Annotated in this window: 3 protein-coding genes and 1 pseudogene; all 4 read left to right on the top strand. The window is 63.1% G+C overall.

The features are described from left to right. Positions 1 to 335: 335 nt before the first annotated feature. Positions 336 to 593 carry a hypothetical protein gene (locus BMZ43_RS25930; protein ID WP_093257852.1) on the top strand — a complete coding sequence of 86 codons (258 nt, stop codon included), beginning with the start codon at positions 336 to 338 and terminating at the stop codon, positions 591 to 593. 157 nt (positions 594 to 750) lie between these two features. Further along, positions 751 to 1,320, top strand: a complete 570-nt coding sequence (locus BMZ43_RS25925) for a hypothetical protein (RefSeq protein ID WP_093257850.1) — start codon at positions 751 to 753, stop codon at positions 1,318 to 1,320. Between the two features lie 186 nt (positions 1,321 to 1,506). Next, positions 1,507 to 1,989, top strand: a complete 483-nt coding sequence (locus BMZ43_RS25920) for a DUF1173 family protein (RefSeq protein ID WP_093257848.1) — start codon at positions 1,507 to 1,509, stop codon at positions 1,987 to 1,989. 9 nt (positions 1,990 to 1,998) lie between these two features. Further along, positions 1,999 to 2,257 (top strand): annotated as a pseudogene (locus tag BMZ43_RS25915) (phage tail protein); the annotation flags it as partial.

Genomic DNA, 2,257 nt, shown 5'->3' with positions numbered 1-2,257 from the left:
GGCTACCGCCTGCGGTGGCCGAAGAAAAACTTAACCCACTGTCCGGGATGGGTTGACCACTACACTTCTGGAAAACGCAAACACCGGGCACCTTATCGCTTGTCAGGGACCGCACATCGAAGGATGGCCAGGTCTGGGCGCCAGCTGCGTTTACCCTGGCACCAGAAGGGTTCGTCGGCCTACGGTGAGGAAGCTCCTCAAGCCTACAGCTCGATCCCAGATCTGCGCCGCTCGGGTCTGGGGCGTTTGCTGCATAGGGCAAGCCTGGTACTTTGGGCGTATCAGTCGACGATTGCCGACGCCAATCATTGAGCATATGGAGTTGAAGTTCATCCATGATCAGGCCGCTGAAAACAGCAACCCGGCTCTCGCTTGCGGTCATTCTTTTCCCTATTGCAATGATCGCCCTCTTCTTTACCGGCCGAATGGGGCACGCGGCTGCTGATTATCTTTGGCAGGCTGCAGTGCCCGCGCTCGAAGATAATCCGTGGTGGCTGCTGCTTATGGCAGCACCAGGAGTTCTCTTGCCAATTATGGTGATGATGTTTTTGTTCAAACCGGTCGAAAGTAGAACGACTTCGAAAGCGTCGTGAGCTAGTTGATCAGCACGAATACAGTGAAGAATCCTAGTCATCGCCTTCATTGGCGATGACAGGCGCCGGCGGAGTTTACCGCTGGCACCAAGAGATCAAGCACCGCAGAGCGGCACCGCTGGGGCCACCCTGGATGAAGGAAAAAGGACTTTTGAACATGGCAATGAGTGCCGAGCCTGATGATGCGCCTGACTGGCTGGTGCAGAAGCCGCGTAGGGCGCGGCCGGTCGCTTTAGTCGTGTGCCTTGCCGTCGGCGGCCTCGCGACACTTGCTGCCGTGCAGCTGGTCAGCCGGGCTCTACCAGGTCCACCGACATCCGTAGGTACTGACCACCTCGCCCTTGGCGCCGAGGCTGCAGCTCATCCTGCCCCAGAGCGGGTCGATACCGTCCGCGGCACGGTCCGCCGCGCTACGCCTTCAACCGTGGAAGGAAATGCGGTAGCCGCGGCGACCTCACCCTCGAACGTCCCGCCGCCGGCAGCGGCGATTGGCAAGCAGACCGTCTTCAACGACCGAAACTTCACGCCACGCGGGGCCGATAACGTGGTGAGCTTCAGCGAAGCCCCTCGAAGCCTGGTGCCAGAAGAGGCGCCCCCGCAGCCGACGAAGGTCACGGTGGTGCACCAGACGCCAAGCATGAAGGACCGCGTCTGCTGGCCGTATAAGGCTGGCAGCCTGGAGCATCGCAACTGCCGATCCGCCGTGGGTCTTCAGTACCGGGACTAGCGCGACTGCCGGCCGCCGGCCAAATCTACGGGGTTCACGCCCGGAGCGTGCTCAATCCGGCGTTTGCCTAGGCGGCTGCCGTGCTGTACTGACAGGGATCTCTCCCTCAGCGCGGCTGGCCGGCGACACTCGCTATCGGGCCGCGGTGAGGAGATAGCTACCACCTTGGCTTGGAGGCCTACGCCTATGCTCAACAACCGCTATCGGATCACCCTGGGCGGGAAGTCATACTCCCCTGAGTTCCAAACGGATCCTCAGTACGCCGCGGCCTGGAAGCGCGTCCTGGAACGCGCCTACGGCCGGGAACACGGTCTGTGCGGATGCCCTGGGAGCGGCGAGCGAAAGGTGACGATCAAGCTGCGCGAAGGATCGGACGGCTACCACCTCGCCCGCTACCCTCACAGCGGCCCGGAGCATGCCAATGACTGTCGCTTCTATGCAGCAGCGCCCGAGCGCTCTGGTCTGCAGGGCTATGCCGTCGGTGTGGTGGAAGAAACCGCCGACGGGGGTATGAAGGTGAGGCTCGCCCGGGGCGTACGGCAGCAAGCGCCTGGGGAAGCTGGGGATGCGGCGCCCTCCCCGCCGGCCGCCCCGGGCGTGAAGAAGCCGGCCATGACCCTCCTGGGCCTGCTGCATCTTCTCTGGTCGGAAAGCCGGCTCACCACCTGATACCCGGCAATGGCGGGAAAGCGTAATGGCGAGCTCATTTCTCACCTGCTCCACGAATGCGCCGGGCGGGTGTCGGTAGCCCCTCGCATCAAGCTCGACCAGGTGTTGCTGCTGGCCGCTCAGAAAGAGAAGCGGCGCGAGGCCACTAACCGCGAGATCGCCACGAACGCGGCCTCACGCAACTGGCGGCTGGTCGTCGTCAGTCCCCTGGCCAGGTACGACGAGGAGCGGCACAGCGGCTCGCCGGAGAGACTGCCGGTGACTGGGC

The sequence above is a fragment of the Pseudomonas sp. Snoq117.2 genome (genome assembly GCF_900110545.1).
Classification (GTDB): Bacteria; Pseudomonadota; Gammaproteobacteria; order Pseudomonadales; family Pseudomonadaceae; genus Chryseomonas; species Chryseomonas benzopyrenica.
The sequence above is the reverse complement of the archived record's forward strand: the minus strand, read 5'-3'. Positions and strand labels throughout refer to the sequence as shown.